Raw genomic sequence first — 16,669 nt, 5'->3', positions numbered from 1 at the left:
CCGTCTCGGGGGACGATGACGATTGAATCGCGATAATCGGGACCGGAATTCAGCGTTGGAGGTCGTTATCTCGTAACTCGTCGACCTCGGCTTCGATCTCCTTGGCGAGTTCGGCCTGATACTCGTTTGCGTCGGCGATCTCGTTGCTGGCGTCAGCGATCTCTTCGGCTTTCCCCATCGAGGAGTCGGTCATGCTGGCGACTTCCTCGGTGCTTGCAGCCTGATCGTCAGTCGCGTCGGCGACCTCTTGAATACCGGTCGTCGCCTCTCGAACCGACGATTCGATCCGGTTCAGGTCCTCGACGGCGTCCTCGACGAGATCGACCGCATCGTCGGTTTCCGCCCCCGCTCGGTTCATGCTCTCGACGGTATTTTCGGTGTCCGCTTTGATCTGCTCGATCATCTGCTCGATGTTCTTTGCCTCCTCCTGGGACTCCTCGGCGAGGGATTTGACCTCGTCGGCGACGACGGCGAAGCTGTCACCGGCCTCACCCGCAGTCGCGGCCTCGATCGAGGCGTTGATCGCAAGCAAGTTCGTCTGATCGGCAATCGTGTTGATGACCTTCACGATCTCGTCGATCCGGTCGACCCGTTCGCGGAGATTCTCGACATCTTCGGCGACCTCTCCAGCGGCTCGCTCGAGGCTCTCCATCTTCTCGAGTGCATCGCCGGCGGTGTCGGAGGCGTTGTCCGCGATATTCGTCGCGGTTTCGCTGGTCGAACTGACCTCCTCGGCGTTCGAGGCGATTTCCTCGACCGTCGCCGAGAGACTCGAGATCTCGCCCGACACCTGGGACATCGACTCGACCTGCTCTTCGGCGAGCTGGCCGACTTCGTTCGACCGCTCGACGGCGTCGTCTGCGGAGCCGCGAAGCTTCGAAACGTTTTCTTCGACGCTTTCGGTGACGCGCTCTCGGCGCTCGAGTTCCGCCTCGATATCCGCGTAGGAGTGGATGTAGGTGTCCATCACGATCTGCTGATCGAGGTTGATGAGTTTGAGCGCCGAGAGCGTCCGATCGACCACCTCGTCGACGGCGTCGTCGACCGCCTCCTGAGCTTCGCTGGCGGTGAGAAGCGGCTCTTCTCGGGTTTTCGTTGCCGCCGCGCCGGTACCTGCGGACGCGTCAGTTGCTGCGGTTGCGTCCGTTCCTGATACTGTCGCGCCAGCGCCTGTCGGCGACTCCGTCGCTGCTGTCGTTTCGGCACCGTCCGAACCGCCGGAAAGCGCCGGCTGATCTTTGGCCGAACGTGCGATTGCGTCGAGAATACCTTCGTAGTAGATCGAGTACGCCCCCAGGTAGATTTCCGGTCCGAGATCGAGCATGTCGTGAAGCTTCCCGATTTTCGCTCGCCGGTCGAAGTAGTCCTGCCCGTAGTTCCCGCGACCAAGATCTTTGAGATACTCCGCCTGAGTCCGTTTCAGGCTCTCGACTTCCTTGCTCGAGGAGTCCAGTATCGCAACCGTCTCCTCGTGAGACTGCATCTCCGCATAGAAATCATCGACGAGACCGTCTGCAATGGTGTCGAACAACTCCGACATCGACTCGAGGCGGTCTGCATCCGCCCGATCGAACCGCGTGAAGTCCTTTCGCCACTCGATTCGCGCCGCGTCGATACCGAGTTCGTCAGTTAGCTGCGACCCGATAACGTTCCGTCGATCCCCCTCAGAGATTTTGTACTCGCTCCCATCGCCGATCATAATAACGAATTTGTAATTCTCTTTTACGTATATAAATCCACTTGTTATTCCAGACGTATGTGATTTTATCCGTGGAACTGATCGTTCTACACGAGCAATACCTAGCCCGAATATGTTCGCTCTATCCGTCTTCAGTCAGCCGCTTTGCTTCGGTCTCGAGATCGTCCATCAGCTCGAACTGCTCGTCCGCAACATCGGCGATATCCTCGGATTTCGAAGATACTTCTTCAGTTTGACGCTTCGCCTCTTCTGTCATGCTCGCGACCTCCTCGATACTCGCCGCCTGATCGTCGGTCGCCACCGCAACCTGATTGATGCCCTCGGACGTGTCGCTCACCAGGTCCTCGATCCGAGTGAGGTTGTCGACCGTCTCCTGTACCATCTGGACGCTCTCGTCGAGCTCTTCGATCGCCGTCTCGAGGCTCGTCGCGGTGTGTTCGGTATCCTGCTGGATCTGCGTGACCGTCCGTTCGATGTTTTTCGCTTCCTCTTTCGAGTTTTCAGCCAGTGACTTCACTTCGTTCGCGACGACCGCAAACCGGTCTCCCGTCTGGCCGCTGTCTGCCGCCTCGATGGAGGCGTTTACGGCCAGGAGGTTCGTCTGGTCTGCGATGTCGTTGATGACTTCGACGACCTCGTCGATTTCTTCTACCCCCTCTCGCAGGGCCTCGACGTCGTCCGAGACCTGTTCGGTCGCTTGCTCGACGCTTTCCATGCTCTCTATCGCCTGTTCGCCGTTGTCGAGGGAATCCTCGACGAACTCCGCGCTCTCGTCGCTGGTCGAACTGACCTCCTGTGCGTTCGAGGCGACTTCCTCGACGGTCGCAGAGACCGTCGAAACCTCGCTCGTGACCGTCGAAATCGATTCCGACTGGGTCGTCGTCATCGAATCAATTTCGCTCGTCGCTTTCTGGACGTCTTCGGTCGCGTTCCGGAGTTCCGCGATCATCTCCTGGGTTCGCTGGGCGATCGATTCCCGCCGCTTGGCGTCCTCCTCGAGGTCGGCGTAGGACTTGACGTACTGATCGACCGCGACCTGCTGGTCTAAGTTCAGTAACTTGACCATCGAGACGATCCGCTGAACCATCGTCTCGACACCGTCTTGAACGGTACCTGCAGCAACGTCGGTATCGGGATCTGCGTTCGCGACACCCATCTCCTCGAGCACGTCGGTTGCGATTCCTTCGGCCAGGGCCTCGGTGTGTACCGTGTAGGCTCCGATAACGATACTCGGCTCGACTCCCATCTGCTCGTAGCGCTCGCCGGCCTTCGCCCGCTTCTCGTAATACTGCTGGCCGTACGACCCGGACGCCATCTCGTCTATGTAGCCGTCCGTTTGCTGTCGAAGGTTCTCGGCGCCAGCCGAGTCGATGGTTCCCATCTCGATCGAGTGATCGGCGATCGTTTGAGCGATGCGGTCGGACTCCGCTCGGATAACCGACGAAATTTCCTCGAGTCGTTTTCGATCGGTTTCGTCGAACCGCGTGAACTCCTTTCGCCACGCCAGCGACTGGCCGTCGATGCCGAGTTCATCGAGTTGGTCAACCCCGGTCGCAGTCCCGCCGTCCGTTCGATATGGATCCTCGTTCATGGGTAGTTGTTAGTATACGTGCTCACTATCGGGGTTTAGGTTTACTGGCCCCCAGCACGCTCGAGCGCCGTGCTCGTTCGCACATGGGGCTCTGAGAATCCCCACTGGGATCCTGAAAAATCGGGTCGCTCGAGAGTTCGCCCTCGCGACGAATCGGCTACAACGATTCGACGTCGAGGATCATCACCACGTCGCCCTCGCCGAGGACGGACGCACCGCTGATTCCCTCGGTGCTGCTGAGCGAACCGTGGAACGGTTTGATGACGACTTCTTCCTGGCCGTTCATCCCGTCACACCGCAGTGCGACTTTTCGAATGCCGTCTTTGACCCGAACGATCAGGTCGTCGTCGTGTTGTTCGGTCTCCGGGACCGAAAGCGACTCGCCGAGGTCGATGATCGGATACGTTTTCGAATCGTGACTCAGGATCTTCGAGTTGTCAATCGACTGAATGTCGAGATCCGAGATAACCGAGATGTCGTCGACGTTCTTGATCGGAATGCCATATGCTTCATCGCCGATTTCGACGAACAGCACCCGTTCGATCGCCACGCTCACCGGAAGCGTCAACGTGACGCACGTTCCCTCTCCGGGCTCGCTCTCGACGTCGATGTCGCCGTCGACGCTCTGAACGACGCGATTGACGACGTCCATTCCCACGCCGCGACCGCTGATGTCGGTCACCTCGTCGTTGGTCGAGAAGCCGGGATGGAAGATCAGCTCGTAGACCTCAGAGCGCTCGAGCGACTGGACTTTCGCCGGGCTCATGACGTCCTTCTCGATCGCCTTCTTTCGGAGCCGTTCCGGATCGAGTCCCGCGCCGTCGTCCTCGATGGCGAGCGTCACCGTGTCGCGTTCGCGCGTTCCACGGAGTTCGATGGTTCCCTCTCGAGATTTCCCCTTTGCCTCCCGAATATCCGGCTCCTCGATCCCGTGATCGATCGCGTTTCGGATGAGGTGGACGAGCGGGTCCCGCATCTCGTTTAGGATCGACCGATCCATCTCGATGTCGACGCCGGTCATCTCGAAGGTGATCTCCTTGCCCTGTTCCTGTGCGATATCGCGAACGAGCCGCGGGAAGTGTCCCGCGATCGTCCGGACGGGAACCAACCGCATCTCGAGGACGGTGTCCTGAATTCTGGACGTGATCTTGTCGTGTTCGCTGAGTTCCTTTTCGACCTCCGAAACGCCCAGCTCCTCGATCGTGTTTCGGAGTTTGATTCGGCTCGTCACCATCTCCTCGACCTGATTGTACAGCTCGTCGATGGTCGTCACGTCGACCCGGATCGATTCGATTTCCGTATCGTGGTTGTCGAGAACCGACCCGCCGCTTTCGTCTCCCGTGGAGCCGTCGTCTCCGGTGGAGTCTCCGTCCGCGAGTCCGCGTTTCACGTCCTCGGTTACGTCGGCGACTTCGACCGACTCGAGGTATCGGTGGCCGTCGTACTCCTCGAAGATGTCGTCGGCATCTGCCTCCTCGTTCGGCGAGACGTACAGTTCGAATCTATCCTCGAACTCGCCGGATTCGATGTCGGTTATTGCGGGCACACCCGCGTGGACGGTGTAGCCGTCCTGAATGTCCCCGAGAATAAACATCGCGTCGACGAGATTCGATTCGCCGTCGCCGATGACGAGGTCGAGGTGGAAGATCGAATCGGCGGTCGCCGCTTCCGTTTCGGCGAGCGTGTCGAACGGAACGTCGATCGAATCCTCGGCCGAATCGTTGCCATCGCCCGGAGCGGCGGCGACTTCGTCACCGTCGCTCCCGTCGATCTCCGCTCTGAGCTGGGAGACCGTACCGCTCGGATCCAGTTGCACCTCCCCCGACTTCGCGATCTGTGTGACCATCTCGTCGAGCGAGTCGACCGCTTCGAACAGGAGATTCATCCGGTCGCTGGTCACCGCCATGTTCCCCTCCCGAACCTCGTCTAGAAGGTCTTCGAGCGCGTGGGCCAGGTTCGACGGCGCTTCGAACCCCATCGCACCGAAGTTCCCCTTGAGATTGTGACTCACCCTAAATACCGCATCGATTGCCTCGGCGTCACTTGGATTGTCCTCGAGAGCCAGCAACGAGTTGTTGAGCTGGAGAAGGTCGTCCTGACTTTCTCGAATGAATGTATCAAAAACGTCACTCATACCTTGATATGTAGTACGTTGAATACCAACGATTTAGGCTTGTTGGCTGAATTACCATCTCAACAGAACGTTTGGAATCGATCGTTTGTGGTCGGTACGAGTCCTGAAACGCCTATTTGCGGGTGGCTTCCTGTACTGTCCGTCTCGCCGAACCATCAGATCGCAGTAATCAACACAATCGATCCCAATCCGGATAGACACTGCGGCCTGTTTCGGGATCACACCTGCGGCCAGTTCGGGGACCGCACCGAACCGATCTGAAACCGTAATTTCGTGGCTACTACTCGAGAGCGCCCGGAAACGGGGCCAGAACAGTTATCCGGGTCGCGTTTGACAGTTCTCGTGTAACAGCACACGAACTTCGCATCTCTTCGCAGAACGAACCTACCAGTGACCGAGGGAGTCGTTGTATGACGAATCAGGATAACAGTACGATTCAATCGCACAATCAGACAGGGGGAACGGGAGAATGACAACGACGGGCAAGACACCGGAAGTGATCGCCGTGTCGCTCCAGAAAGGCGGCACCGGGAAAACGTTCACCGCGATGAACCTCGCGGGAGGCCTTTCAGCCCGTGGATTCGAAGTCCTTCTCGTCGATTTCGACCCTCAGGGAACGCTGACGGCAAACCTCGGTAAACGCGAGCAGTATTTCGACCTCGACGCGCTCTCGCTTGACGAGGTGTTGCTCGATCCATCGAAGTGGAAACGGGTAACGGACCTGATCGAAACCGATCACGAGGAGTTCGACCTCATCCCCGCAAACCAGTCGTACAACGGAAACAAAACGCCGCTCGACGCGGCGGATGCCGGCGAAAACCGCTTCGGCCGCCTCCTCGAGCACTTCGAGGACGAGTATCACTACATCGTCTGTGACTGCCCGCCGGATTTCTCGCCGTACGCGAAAAACGCGGTGACCGCCGGAGAGAACATCGTCATCCCGATGATTCCGGAGACGGAGATGCCCCACTCGGTCGACTTGCTGTTCGATCAGTACGACGTTCTCGAGATGATGCACGACCTCGATATCTCGTATCTCGCCTCGGTGATGACCGTCGACTCCACGAAGATGACCACCGAGCACCAGCGAATCGTTTCCTGGTTCGAGGACACGTTCGGGGAGAAAGGCGTCGTGACGGACCACCGGGCCGCGTTCGCGCGGGCGAAGAAGAACCAACGCTCGGTCTACGCCTACGACGAATCGCTCTCGAACGCGGAACTCGAGACCTACGACGAGCTCGTCCAGCTGGTCGTGACACAGACCGAGCCGCCGACGTTCGGAATCGATGTCGAGGCGGCAAAGCAGCTATCCGTCGACGGCGTTCGTCGGCGACGAGAGCAGATTCGAGAACAGGAGGCAAAAGCATGAGTGAGGACGAACCAGATCCAGACGACGAGTTCGAAGACCAGCTATCGGACGTTGGCTCTCGAACGCGCGAGAAGTTTTCAGCGGACGAACAGAAAAAGGCGGAGAAACTCGGCGTTTCTCCGAGCGGGTCATCGGACCCGTCGTTCGATACAGAAGCCGAGACCACCGAGGCCGATGGCGGCACGACCGCCGACGACGAGAAGGGTGGGGCCGATGGCGACGAAGGCTCTGCTGTTGTCGACGAAAGCCCTGCCGATATCGACACTGGTTCTGCCGGTGCCGACGATGCCGCTGCCGATGATGCCGCTGTTGATGATGCTGGTGTTACGGATGCTAGTGTTGAAAGCGCAGAAACGGACGGCACCGATCACGACCAACCTGAACGAACCCAGCCGTCAGCGACCGGGGCCGAACCGACCGGCTCCGAGTCGGGGACGGTATACGAATACAACGACATGAATACGAACCTCGAACACGAACCGGAACCGTCCGTCAACGACCAGCAGACTGCAACCGAATCCTCCCTCGAGGCGGACACTGACCAATCGGGCGGAGCGGTGGCCGGCTTCGGTGGCGTCGCGACCGGCGAACGGATGGCGGTCACGAAGACGGAGGTCGACTTCGTCACGGGCGAGGAAGGAAAAGCCAACGAGACGGAGCAGACGAAACTGCTGTTCTTCGAACTCAACGACGAACTGTTCGCCGCTCCGCTCGAGAGCATCAGTTCCGTCGAGGAGCTCTCGGGATTGACCCGGTATCCCCGGTCGCCGGAACCGATCGACGGCGTCACCGATATGCGGGGCAAGATCATCGCCGTCTTGAACCCCAAAGTGATCGTCGATCTCTCGAACGCGAGCCACGAAAACGGCGCTGGCGGGGACTACATCATCGTCCAGGAGGAAATCGAGGACGAACACCGGATCGGCGTGCGCGTCGACGACATCAGCCACGTCGAATCCGCGAGCGAGGATTCGATCACGCCCATCTACGATATCACCGAGATGGATCTCGTCACGATCGACGAGTCCTACCTCCAGGGGATCATCCACGGCTATCGAGCCGACGAACAGGCCCAGGTCCCGCTGGTCGATTTCACCGCGCTCATGGAGACACTGAAAGAGTATTAGTACTGGCTCCCTGAACCTTCATAACATGGTCACTGTTGGTATCGTTGATGACTCTGCGTTCATGCGGAATATTCTCACCGAGATTATCGAGCAGCGCGGACACGAGGTCGTCGGCGAAGCCAGCGACGGCGAATCCGCGGTCGAACTCGTCGAAAACACGAACGTCGAGGTTATCACGATGGACATCTCGATGCCCGGACAGGGAGGCCACTGGGCGGTCGACAAAATCATGGAGCGCCATCCGGTTCCGATCGTCGTTTTGAGCGCTCACGTCCACGAAGACGCCGAGGAAGCGCTCGAGTTGATGGAACGCGGCGTTGTCGACATCATCCGAAAACCCGGCGGCAAGGAGCGATCGGTTTCGCTCTGGGACCGCGCCGACGAAGTCGTCGAGCGGATCGCCGGCGCATCCCAGTCGAGTCCCCGATCGGGGTCGACGATTGACTCGGCGTCGGGGTCCGCCACTCGAGGTGCCGACGCTGGAGCTACATCGAGAGCGGGGAGGTCGGGATCACGGGAGCGCTCGGCGCTCGGATCGTCGTCGCGAGCGGGTTCGTCGCCGACCGATTCGATCGAGTCCGCAAAAACGACCACGCTACTCGTCGGATCCTCGACCGGCGGTCCCGACACGGTCGAGACGCTGCTCGCGAACCTTCCGACGGGACTCGATCTTCGGGTACTCGTCGTCCAGCACATGACCGACGCCCTGACCGGATCCTTCGCCAACCGTCTCGATGCGGCAACGGACCTCGAGTTTCGCGAAGCGGGCGCTAACGAAACCATCACGGCTGGTGAAGGCGTCCTCGCGAAAGGCGGGTACCATCTCGAGGTGACCGGCTATCGACGCGGCAGGATCGACATCGATCTCTCGAAAGCGCCCAAAATCAACAACGTCAGGCCGGCCGTCGACGCGACGATGCGAACCGCAGCCGATGTCATCGACGATCACATGATCGGCGTTATTCTGACCGGAATGGGCCAAGACGGCGCGGTAGGGATCAAGTCGGTTGCGGATGCAGGCGGTCGAACGATCGCACAGGACGAAGCGACGTCTCGGATCTTCGGAATGCCTAAAGCCGCGATCGAAACCGGCTCGATCGAACAGGTGCTCGCGATCGACGACATTCCGGATGCGATCGTTCGTCTGTGTACTGACGACGATTGATACCAACAGTCGTCGGTATTGTTCAACCGTTCTCCAATTTTCCAGTAGAAATAGGCCGCCGTGTTCCCGTTTCTCGTCCCGTTAGTCGTCCCCGCTAGATGCGCATCTGTGCCGGATCGAGCCAGATGACGAAATCCTCCTCTTGGCGAATAACGCCTTCGACGCCCGGTGCGTTACCGCCGGCTTCGACGTCGCTGGGAGCGAACGAGTGGACGCCGCGAACGCCGTCGACGAGCCATCCGAGTCGGCTGTCTGCGCCGTCTTTTCGCTTGAAGACGATGAGTTTTTCGTCGTTGTAGGTGTCCCCGATGTCGAGGAGTCGTTTGAGATTCACCACCTTCACGGCCTCCTCGCGCAGGTTGAGGACGCCTTCGATGTGCGGTGGCGTACTCGGCAGGTTGGTCAACTCGCCGCAGTTTACGATTTCCGCGATGTACCCGATTTCGACGCAAAAACCGTCAGTATCGAGTCCGAACTCCAGTACGTCTACAGTTTCCAGGTCGTTCGACTCCTCGACTCCGTCTTCGATGTCTTGCTCGTACTCTTGTGCTGCCATACGTTGAATTCGCCCCCGATCTCAACCGGTGTTGAAACCGCTTTCGTACCGGATCGTTCCCGCGACACCTACTTAATTCTCGCGGCCCGATATTTCGGCGACCGATCATGGGGGTCGTGTCCCTGCCATTCGTACAAGTCTCAGAAATGTCACTGGATCGGCCAGAGTCCTTTTCCCATCTGCTACCAAGAATGTACTACTACCTTCCCGTTCCGGCCTATTCCCGGAACTATGATTCAGATGACTGATGATTTACTCGATCGCGCAGATGGATTCGAATCGCACGAGGTGTCCGTCTGTCGAACGGAGACGAGTCCGTCTCGGTCGCGTTCGAACCGTCGGTCGTCGGCGACCACGTTCGACTCCAAAACACCGTCTCCCAAAGCGGTGCATCCCGGGTCGAACGATCCGGTGACGATCCATCAGGCCGCACGGGTCGAATCGCCGACCGTCGTTCCGGGGCCGGACGATAGTCTCGAGGAATCGGCGTTCAAAGTCGGCATCGCCGAGTACGCCCTCACGGTTCGAAACGAGTACCAGATGCTTCGCTCGAGCGGGTTCGGATCGTGTATCGGTGTCGTTTTACATGACGAATCGGCTGCGATTACTGGGTTGTTACATTTCATGCTCCCGGCCACCGAGGAAATCGCTAATTCGGATCCGAATCCTGCAAAGTTCGGCGACTCCGGTATCGAAGCGATGCTCGATTCGTTCAGGGAAGTCGGCGGGTCGAATTCGACGACGACGGCCAAGCTCGCCGGCGGCGCGGCGATGATGGATTTCGGTGACGACGGCGATTCGATCGGTAAACAAAACACGGTCGCCGCACGCACGGCCCTCCAAGACCACGACATCCCGATCACGGCGGCGGAAACTGGTGGATCTGTGGGCCGGTCGGTAACCGTCGACGCCCAGACTGCTTCGGTAACGATTCAACGATCCGATGGGTCAGAGCGAGTCATCTGAGAGCACCGGATGCGTCCTGACATTTCCTCGTTCAACTGTGCCTCGCAAACATGAATAATACTGTATATGTCTATTATTATTATACTCACGATAACTTGAATTATTAAAAATTATGTCGGTCAGTTCCCTGTCGTTTATTGTGTGGCCGTTCCTCGAACTCAGTAGTCGTGGTTATCGCACAATCCTGACGGTCACCGGCGACGTGTAACTGGTGGCGGATTGTCTCTGGCCACGGAACCCCCACAATGGTGATCGAGAATGCGTGAGGATCCACCTGATAGCATGTCACTTCTCGCGAAATTATCGAGAGTGATTGCGACGAAAAAGACATCGGAATCGTACGAAACACCGCTTGACGACCCTGAGGAAGCGGTCGACGTCGAGCACGAGTTCGACGAACTAATGGCGCAAGTCAACGACGTTCTCCAGACCGAGGGCGTACACTTCGAGGACGCGTTGGTCAAGGAGAACCTCGACGAAATTCTGCTCGTCTTGATCTCGTTACACGGCGAAACCCACGGGAAAGAGCTACTCTCGGACCTGAGTGCGTTCTTCGAGACGGAACTCAGCCCGGGAACCGTCTACCCGCGATTGCACGCGCTCGAGGAGGACGACGTCCTCTCGATGCACTCGAAGATTCGGACGAAAGAGTACGCGATCGCAAACGAAGAACAGGTTCGGTCGAACGTCGAGGAGACGATGGTCCAGCACCTCGCCTTCGGACTGTTGTTGTACGCGTTCCTCTCTTGAACTCGGAATTCGAGAACGACTACACGGCCCTACCGATCGTCGAACGAATGTGGCCGTGCTCGTCTGGTACTCAGAGAGGCTTCGACGTTCGACTACGCGACGGTTCCCACTCGAGAAGTGCCTACGAGCCGTCGATATCGTTGGCGATATCGGAGAGGCTACTCTTCGGCGGTTCAGAAGCGTCGTAATAGGCGGTCTCGCCAGGGCTGCGAATGCCATAGGCGAATCCCGGCTCGATAACGTCGATCAGGACCGATCCCCCGTCTCGGACTGTCTGCTCGTCACACCAGTCGGGTAAGACGTCGGTTCCGTCGCGCGGGTCTCGAGCGCCGTCTGCGGTCTCGTAGACGCCTTCGATGGTGAGTTCGTCGCCCGTGAGCGCTCGTTCGACTCGCGCGAACCGCTCGGCGCCCTCAAGCGTGACCCGCACGAGGTCGTCGACCACAAAGCTGTCGCGTTCCTCGCCGGGAATCTCCAGTCTGACTCCCGTCGTCGTCTCCGAAAGCGTCGCCCTGACGGTTCGAACCGACGGGTGATCACTCGAAAGTCGGTCTGCCATAGAACTGAATTGCTGTCGTTACTCGTCCTCTGCGAGCAGTTCGTCGACGTCAGTGTCGCCGGCTTCGACGATCGAGGCGTTGATCTGGGCGACGGCGTCCGAGACTTCGCGACCGCGAACCGTGATACGGCGCCGCTCGCCGTCTCGCTTCGGGTGATAGCCCGTCTGCTTTTCTTCCATCAGCACTTCCTGCAGGTCCGCTCCCGCGACGGTCTCGTTGAGCGGTCGACCCGCGTCGTCCGATCCACCGGTGATCTCGAGCGTGTAGCCGTCTAGACCCACGGCGGAGCCGTCGACTTCGTCGCCGATCGACTTGCCGAGGAATCGATTCGCGTCCTGTCCGTCCGCCTCGAGTTGGTGTGCGAGCCCGGTATCGGGGTCGCCAACAACGACAGTGAAAGTTGCCATGCCCGATGCAAAACGTCCTGCAGTCAAAAATACGTCGAATCCGGACCGGTGGTTGGTCAGATCGGTGGTCGACGCCCGATTTCGTCGATGCGCCGCAACGAGGGAGCGAAACAGTCGAACGCCGATCCGCTACCGACTCGATGCAGCCTGTCTGTGCAAACGGATGCGTTCAAGTGCAACGGCCTCCTGTTTGTTCGCGTGGCCATCGACCCGGAATCGCTCGAGCGACGACTCCGCGAACGATTCGGCGGACCGATGGCCGAGTCTCGAGTCGTCGTTCGACAGGCGGTCGATCTCGACGATTCGGGCCGATATACGGCGACGGTGGATATCGAGCTAACCAACGACCTCGTGATTGCGGAGCTCTCGGATGCCCCCGATGGCACGCCGGCCGACCGCTGGAACTGGTGGATCGGATCGCTCGAGATCGCGTTCGGCGACTACGAACGGTTCGGAATCAGTCGCTACCAGCGGTAAGACGGAAAATCGCTCGAGGGAAGCGAAACCTCTTTGAGCCGATCTGACTAACTAGTCAGTTAGTGACCGATCCGGACGTTCGCGATGCGATTATGGCCGCAACATACGATGCGTTGTGTACCCACGGGTACACCGATCTGACCGCACAGGATATCGCAGATCGGACCGACAAGAGCAAATCGCTCCTGTTCTATCACTACGACTCCAAGGAGGACCTCGTCGCGGACTTCATCGACTACCTGTTAGAGCGCCACGACGAACGCGTCGAGGCTACCTCGGGGAATCCGCCGGTCGAGCGGTTGGCGACCTTCCTCGAGTTCTTCTTATACGGGCCCGACGACGACGATTGGACGTCGTTTCACACGGCGATGCTCGAGTTGCGGGCCCAGGCACCGTACAACGACACGTACCGCGAGCAGTTCCAGAAGAGCGATGAACGACTGCAGACCACGCTCGAGAACATTCTCATTGACGGCATCGAATCCGGTGCGTTCGTCGAACACGATGTCGAAGCCGTCGCCACCTTGCTGGTTACCATTTTCAACGGGGCTCGCATCCGAGAGATCACGCTCGAGGGTGACAGCTATCTCGAGATGGTCAGGACGGCGGCCGTCGAAAAGATTATCGACGACGTTCTCGCCGACGGCGTCGAACTTCCGACGACAGTAGACATCGACGATCCGCTCGAACCGGATGAGAGACTCGAGACATCGACGGACCGCAGAACAGAAGCTACAAACGGGTTGGCCGACGAACATGATACTGACCCTCGAGATAGCGAATCGACGCGTTCGGCTAACGCCACCGACGACGAAAACGATGAGCACTCCCAGTGAACGTTCCCGGAGTAGGTTCGAACCACGCCGCCGGTCAGGCGACCGATTCGCCGACGCGTTCCCGGTAGCGATAACCGCTGGGTTGACGGCGAGTGTCGCTGGCGCAGTCTCGACCGTTCTTAGGCGGCGTCCAGTGATGACCGAGTTCCCCTCGCTACTCACGACGGCACGTACGTTGGTCGTGGGAGCGTTCCTGCTATTTGCAACGTGGGCGCAGACACTCGCACGCTCGTTCGTGCGTTTCCCTGACGGGTGGGCGAACGAAGCGCTGCGTTCGCTCTGTCGTCGTCGAACACGCTCGTTCGCCGACGCGCCGAATCCGTCGTCGCCGATACCGCCGACAGTAGCAGGTGATCGACCATGACCGAACATACCTCCACACCCGCCCGAGAAACGATTGCCGACCGATTCGACCGAACAGTACCTGCGCTCTCTCCGGACATCCGATCAGTCGCGTTCGACGCGCTCGAGCCCGTCGACCGATCGTTTCCGGTCGCCCTCTCTCGAGCGAGCGCCGCGGTCGTCTCGAGCGAGCGCCCGTCAGAACAGACTCTCGAGTCGCTATCGCTCGTCATCGAACCGCTCCAGGGCTACGTCCGGCTTCGGAACGACCTGCTCCAGAACGACCGCTATACGAGTGCAACGGATCGGGACGCAGCTATTCTCGCGGGCGATTACCTCCACGCGTTCGCGCATTCATCGATCGGTGAGGTATCGACGGACGAGACCAGCCGCCTCGAACTGTTTCGCGCGCTCACGAGGGGATCGAACGCGTTGGCGCGGGCGTACGTCGTCCCCGACAGCGATCCGGCTGACCTCGATCGCTCCTCACCGGCGGACACGTCGTGGACGACCACGCCGACCGACGCCACGCCGACTGCGATACTCGCGGGTGTCGCCGCCGAACTCGGCGCGACGGCGGTCGGTGCGACCGAAACCGTCCGCGAATCGGTCCGAACCTACGGAACTTCGCTTTCGCGGGCGATTGCGATGGCCGCTTCCGAGTCGGCAGCTCCCACGGCCGAATCACCGCAATCGGTCGCGACCCACATCCTCTCGGACCGGCTCACGGAAGCGGACGCTGGTGATCCGACACCGGCTGAAAACGCTGGATCGCCTGTCGAGTCTCCTAACGGAGTGGATCAGGCGCAACTGCTCGAGCGCGAACTCGAGAGCGCTCGCGCCGCTTTGGACACGATCGAGACGATAGCCCCGAACGATCGGGCGCTCGAAACGGCCGAGCCAGATCCCGAAACCGCTGGATCGTCTCATCCCGCCGGGAGCCTGTCGGATCGCGGGTCCGAACGCGACGACCGATCCGGACTCGCCCCCCGAGTCCGACTCGAGCGGGCGACGCGGATCCCGTTCGAGGGCGTCCTCGTCTCCGATGAGTGACTATGCTCGCCCGCGTTGGCCGGCGTACGTCTGTACCGTGCTCATCGCCGGCGTTGGACACTGGTATCTCGGCAAGTGGCGTCGCGGGATCGCCTGGTTTTCCCTGTACGCGCTGGCGCTTGCGTTTTTGAGCGCGCGGACGATCAGAGGCGCCGTCGAGCCAGGCGACCCGTTCGTCGTAACGGCGCTCCAACTCGGTTCGGTGGCCTACACCGACGTGGCCGTCCCGCTCGCGGTGTTGCTCGTCTGTCTGCTCGACGTCTATCTCATCGGGGTGGCCGAGGCCGCCGGCTCGAGCGAACCGATGGACGAAAACCGCTCGAACCGGTAGGATCGCCAGATGGAACTCGAGTTTCGCGGCGGTGCCGGCGAGGTCGGCCGAAGCGCGCTTGTGATCGACGGGACGCTGTTGCTCGATTTCGGCATGGATTCGGGCAACCCGCCGTCGTTTCCCGTCGGCGATGTCGATCCCGAGGCGGTTGTCCTCAGTCACGGCCACCTCGATCACGTCGGATCGCTCCCGTCGCTTCTGTCAGGGGACGCTCGCCCGGAAATCCACTGGACGCCGCCAACTCGAGACCTCGCGACGGTGCTGGCTCGAGACACGCTGAAACTCCACGGCGTTACCTCGAACGGGCCGGCCCGGCACGGTGGGAGCTACGACTGCCCGTTCACCGAAGCCGAACTCGCGCGGGTGAGTCAGGTGTCGGAAACGCACGGCTACCGCGAGTCCTTCGAGGTCGCCGGCTACGAGATCACGTTCTTCGACGCGGGCCACATCGTCGGCAGCGCACACGTTCTCGTCGACGACGGGGATACCAGACTCCTCTATACGGGCGACTTCCAGACGGAATCCCAGCAACTGGTTTCGGGAACGACCGTTCGCCCGGACGCTGACGTGGTCGTCTGTGAGAGCACCTACTCGGACACGACGCGACCGCCGCGCGAGTCGATCGAGGCCGCGTTCGTCGAAAGCGTCGAACAGACGATTTGGGAAGGTGGCACCGTCGTGGTCCCCGCATTCGCGATCGGTCGAACGCAGGAACTGCTCTGTCTCTGCGAACAACACGACCTCGAGTGTTACGTCGACGGCATGGGCAAGCGCGTGACGGAGCTGTTTCTGCGGGATCGAAACCGCGAGTTCCTCCGCGATCCGGACCTGCTGCGCCGGGCGAAGGGCAACGCTCGGTTCGTCACCGGCCGCGACGGCCAGCGAAAGCGAATCGCCGAGCAAAACACCGTGATCGTCACCACGAGCGGGATGCTCCACGGCGGTCCCGCGATGACCTACGTTCCGGCGGTCCGGGGCCACCCGACGAACAAAATCGCCATGACGGGCTACCAGGTCGAGGGGACGCCGGGCCGGGACCTCCTCGAGACGGGCAGCGCTGAGATCGACGGCCGGATGATGCCGGTCAGCGCCCAGACCGAGGCCTACGACCTGTCGGCCCACGCCGATCGGGACGGCCTTCTGGCCTTTCTCGAATCATACCGAGACACGGAGGTGCTCGCGGTCCACGGTGATCGCTGTCAGGCGTTCGCGGCCGAGTTGTCCGAAGACGGGTTCGACGCGAGCGCACCGGCAATCGGCGAGACGTGGACGAGTGCGGATTGACAACTCGTTTCAGCAGCCGGTT

Annotated in this window: 16 protein-coding genes; 10 read left to right on the top strand and 6 right to left on the bottom strand. The window is 60.1% G+C overall.

Going from position 1 to position 16,669, the window contains the following annotated elements; genetic code table 11:
- Positions 1-49: 49 nt before the first annotated feature.
- From HALLA_RS11095 to HALLA_RS11085, 3 genes are all read right to left on the bottom strand, one after another.
- Entirely contained in the window at positions 50-1,699 is a 1,650-nt protein-coding gene (locus HALLA_RS11095) for a globin-coupled sensor protein (RefSeq protein WP_049953415.1), read from the bottom strand.
- 121 nt (positions 1,700-1,820) lie between these two features.
- Positions 1,821-3,290 (bottom strand): globin-coupled sensor protein, encoded by a 1,470-nt coding sequence (locus HALLA_RS11090; RefSeq protein WP_049953413.1) that lies wholly within the window; start codon positions 3,288-3,290, stop codon positions 1,821-1,823.
- A 157-nt stretch (positions 3,291-3,447) separates the two neighbouring features.
- Positions 3,448-5,424, bottom strand: a complete 1,977-nt coding sequence (locus HALLA_RS11085) for a chemotaxis protein CheA (protein WP_049953412.1) — start codon at positions 5,422-5,424, stop codon at positions 3,448-3,450.
- A gap of 469 nt (positions 5,425-5,893) precedes the next feature.
- On the opposite strand from HALLA_RS11085, the gene HALLA_RS11080 reads away from it, so the two are divergent.
- Genes HALLA_RS11080 through cheB form a run of 3 tightly spaced genes read left to right on the top strand, consistent with a single transcriptional unit; the run spans position 5,894 to position 9,085 of the window.
- The gene (locus HALLA_RS11080; RefSeq protein WP_049953411.1) at positions 5,894-6,793 is read left to right on the top strand and encodes a ParA family protein; all 900 of its coding nucleotides are present in this window, start codon (positions 5,894-5,896) and stop codon (positions 6,791-6,793) included.
- Positions 6,790-7,920: a chemotaxis protein CheW gene (locus tag HALLA_RS11075; protein ID WP_049953410.1), complete on the top strand. Its 1,131-nt coding sequence runs from the start codon at positions 6,790-6,792 to the stop codon at positions 7,918-7,920. The genes HALLA_RS11080 and HALLA_RS11075 overlap by 4 nt, the downstream gene beginning before the upstream one ends.
- Positions 7,921-7,945: 25 nt before the next feature.
- Positions 7,946-9,085, top strand: coding sequence for a chemotaxis-specific protein-glutamate methyltransferase CheB (gene cheB / locus HALLA_RS11070; protein WP_084568995.1), 1,140 nt, complete (start codon positions 7,946-7,948; stop codon positions 9,083-9,085).
- Between the two features lie 94 nt (positions 9,086-9,179).
- On the opposite strand, the gene HALLA_RS11065 is transcribed toward cheB, so the two are convergent.
- Entirely contained in the window at positions 9,180-9,641 is a 462-nt protein-coding gene (locus tag HALLA_RS11065) for a chemotaxis protein CheW (protein ID WP_084568994.1), read from the bottom strand.
- 240 nt (positions 9,642-9,881) lie between these two features.
- Here HALLA_RS11065 and HALLA_RS11060 point away from each other — a divergent pair, with 240 nt between their 5' ends.
- Both HALLA_RS11060 and HALLA_RS11055 read left to right on the top strand, forming a co-directional pair.
- Positions 9,882-10,607: a chemotaxis protein CheD gene (locus HALLA_RS11060; protein WP_169732133.1), complete on the top strand. Its 726-nt coding sequence runs from the start codon at positions 9,882-9,884 to the stop codon at positions 10,605-10,607.
- A 258-nt stretch (positions 10,608-10,865) separates the two neighbouring features.
- A complete protein-coding gene (locus HALLA_RS11055; RefSeq protein WP_049953408.1) occupies positions 10,866-11,357 on the top strand; it encodes a helix-turn-helix transcriptional regulator in 492 nt (163 codons plus the stop codon).
- Between the two features lie 121 nt (positions 11,358-11,478).
- Here HALLA_RS11055 and HALLA_RS11050 read toward each other — a convergent pair whose 3' ends face one another.
- Together HALLA_RS11050 and HALLA_RS11045 are read right to left on the bottom strand one after the other, a co-directional pair.
- On the bottom strand, positions 11,479-11,916 hold the full coding sequence (locus HALLA_RS11050; protein ID WP_049953407.1) for a DUF7112 family protein: 438 nt from the start codon (positions 11,914-11,916) through the stop codon (positions 11,479-11,481).
- A gap of 18 nt (positions 11,917-11,934) precedes the next feature.
- Positions 11,935-12,324: a 30S ribosomal protein S6e gene (locus HALLA_RS11045; protein ID WP_049953406.1), complete on the bottom strand. Its 390-nt coding sequence runs from the start codon at positions 12,322-12,324 to the stop codon at positions 11,935-11,937.
- Positions 12,325-12,522: 198 nt separating this feature from the next.
- Here HALLA_RS11045 and HALLA_RS11040 point away from each other — a divergent pair, with 198 nt between their 5' ends.
- The 5 genes from HALLA_RS11040 to HALLA_RS11015 all read left to right on the top strand — a co-directional run bounded on the left by HALLA_RS11040 (position 12,523) and on the right by HALLA_RS11015 (position 16,647).
- Positions 12,523-12,801: a hypothetical protein gene (locus HALLA_RS11040; RefSeq protein WP_049954090.1), complete on the top strand. Its 279-nt coding sequence runs from the start codon at positions 12,523-12,525 to the stop codon at positions 12,799-12,801.
- Positions 12,802-12,863: 62 nt separating this feature from the next.
- Positions 12,864-13,637, top strand: coding sequence for a TetR/AcrR family transcriptional regulator (locus tag HALLA_RS11035; protein WP_049953404.1), 774 nt, complete (start codon positions 12,864-12,866; stop codon positions 13,635-13,637).
- A 360-nt stretch (positions 13,638-13,997) separates the two neighbouring features.
- Positions 13,998-15,032: a hypothetical protein gene (locus HALLA_RS11025; protein WP_049953402.1), complete on the top strand. Its 1,035-nt coding sequence runs from the start codon at positions 13,998-14,000 to the stop codon at positions 15,030-15,032.
- A complete protein-coding gene (locus HALLA_RS11020; RefSeq protein ID WP_049953400.1) occupies positions 15,025-15,363 on the top strand; it encodes a hypothetical protein in 339 nt (112 codons plus the stop codon). Before HALLA_RS11025 ends, HALLA_RS11020 begins: the two co-directional genes overlap by 8 nt.
- 9 nt (positions 15,364-15,372) lie before the next feature.
- The gene (locus HALLA_RS11015) at positions 15,373-16,647 is read left to right on the top strand and encodes an MBL fold metallo-hydrolase (protein ID WP_049953399.1); all 1,275 of its coding nucleotides are present in this window, start codon (positions 15,373-15,375) and stop codon (positions 16,645-16,647) included.
- Positions 16,648-16,669: the final 22 nt, after the last annotated feature.

The sequence above is a fragment of the Halostagnicola larsenii XH-48 genome, from assembly GCF_000517625.1.
In the GTDB taxonomy this organism is placed as follows: Archaea; Halobacteriota; Halobacteria; order Halobacteriales; family Natrialbaceae; genus Halostagnicola; species Halostagnicola larsenii.
This window is presented reverse-complemented; position numbering and strand designations above follow the sequence as displayed.

What these genes read in the sequence shown, in the direction of transcription:
- HALLA_RS11095 (WP_049953415.1), bottom strand. Translation starts at nt 1,699, where the DNA reads ATGATCGGCGATGGGAGCGAGTACAAAATCTCTGAGGGGGATCGACGG.
- HALLA_RS11090 (WP_049953413.1), bottom strand. Translation starts at nt 3,290, where the DNA reads ATGAACGAGGATCCATATCGAACGGACGGCGGGACTGCGACCGGGGTT.
- HALLA_RS11085 (WP_049953412.1), bottom strand. Translation starts at nt 5,424, where the DNA reads ATGAGTGACGTTTTTGATACATTCATTCGAGAAAGTCAGGACGACCTT.
- HALLA_RS11080 (WP_049953411.1), top strand. Translation starts at nt 5,894, where the DNA reads ATGACAACGACGGGCAAGACACCGGAAGTGATCGCCGTGTCGCTCCAG.
- HALLA_RS11075 (WP_049953410.1), top strand. Translation starts at nt 6,790, where the DNA reads ATGAGTGAGGACGAACCAGATCCAGACGACGAGTTCGAAGACCAGCTA.
- cheB (WP_084568995.1), top strand. Translation starts at nt 7,946, where the DNA reads ATGGTCACTGTTGGTATCGTTGATGACTCTGCGTTCATGCGGAATATT.
- HALLA_RS11065 (WP_084568994.1), bottom strand. Translation starts at nt 9,641, where the DNA reads ATGGCAGCACAAGAGTACGAGCAAGACATCGAAGACGGAGTCGAGGAG.
- HALLA_RS11060 (WP_169732133.1), top strand. Translation starts at nt 9,882, where the DNA reads ATGACTGATGATTTACTCGATCGCGCAGATGGATTCGAATCGCACGAG.
- HALLA_RS11055 (WP_049953408.1), top strand. Translation starts at nt 10,866, where the DNA reads ATGCGTGAGGATCCACCTGATAGCATGTCACTTCTCGCGAAATTATCG.
- HALLA_RS11050 (WP_049953407.1), bottom strand. Translation starts at nt 11,916, where the DNA reads ATGGCAGACCGACTTTCGAGTGATCACCCGTCGGTTCGAACCGTCAGG.
- HALLA_RS11045 (WP_049953406.1), bottom strand. Translation starts at nt 12,324, where the DNA reads ATGGCAACTTTCACTGTCGTTGTTGGCGACCCCGATACCGGGCTCGCA.
- HALLA_RS11025 (WP_049953402.1), top strand. Translation starts at nt 13,998, where the DNA reads ATGACCGAACATACCTCCACACCCGCCCGAGAAACGATTGCCGACCGA.
- HALLA_RS11020 (WP_049953400.1), top strand. Translation starts at nt 15,025, where the DNA reads ATGAGTGACTATGCTCGCCCGCGTTGGCCGGCGTACGTCTGTACCGTG.
- HALLA_RS11015 (WP_049953399.1), top strand. Translation starts at nt 15,373, where the DNA reads ATGGAACTCGAGTTTCGCGGCGGTGCCGGCGAGGTCGGCCGAAGCGCG.